Here is a 672-nt window from a genome sequence, read left to right on the forward strand (position 1 = left end):
GCCAGTGGCGTATGTTACCCATAGATTGTCCTAAATGGGAATGATGTGATTATTATTTCCCTCTTTGGAATAAAAAAGATGATAAAAATTCTAAGAGTATTCTTGAAATAGTTTTAAAAAAAATTGGGCAGTGGTCGGAAAGAGAAAACAAGCTTTGTAATTATTGATGCTCAAAGTGTTAAAAATACTGATACAGCGGAGAAGAAAGGATATGATGCAGGGAAAAAAATATCAGGAATAAAAAGACATATAGCAGTCGATAGCCAAGGGCTTCCTAATGGGATTCACATTACCACCGCTAATATCACTGACAGAAATGGGTGTATATAGTAGTGCCAATTCAAACGGCTAGCTTAATGGGGTTCAAGTCAACGATTTGAAACTTGTCTTTATCCTATATTTTTATATGCGATTGAATCGGAACCACTATATACTAGTTTGATTTCAAATTAAGAATTGCATAACTAGTTTTTTTTGAAAAAACTGCTCTATTTTGCAAGAAGATGTTATCTTTTGCATAAAAATGTTTATATATTCAAAATCTTAATTTGAATGCAAATAAGTATAGAAGCATGTTCACTACATAAAAACCATTTGTTCGGTGTAAAAAATGTTTTAGCAGATGGAGGATATTCTGGAGAAAAATTTGCAAAGAGTGTGCAGGAGATATTA

At 32.1% G+C, this 672-nt stretch carries 1 pseudogene; it reads left to right on the forward strand.

Annotated features, from left to right (window positions below):
* Nucleotides 1-327 (forward strand): annotated as a pseudogene (locus RHOW815_RS08695) (transposase); the annotation flags it as partial.
* Nucleotides 328-672: the final 345 nt, after the last annotated feature.

This window comes from Candidatus Rhabdochlamydia sp. W815, assembly GCF_018642185.1.
Lineage (GTDB): Bacteria > Chlamydiota > Chlamydiia > Chlamydiales > Rhabdochlamydiaceae > Rhabdochlamydia > Rhabdochlamydia oedothoracis.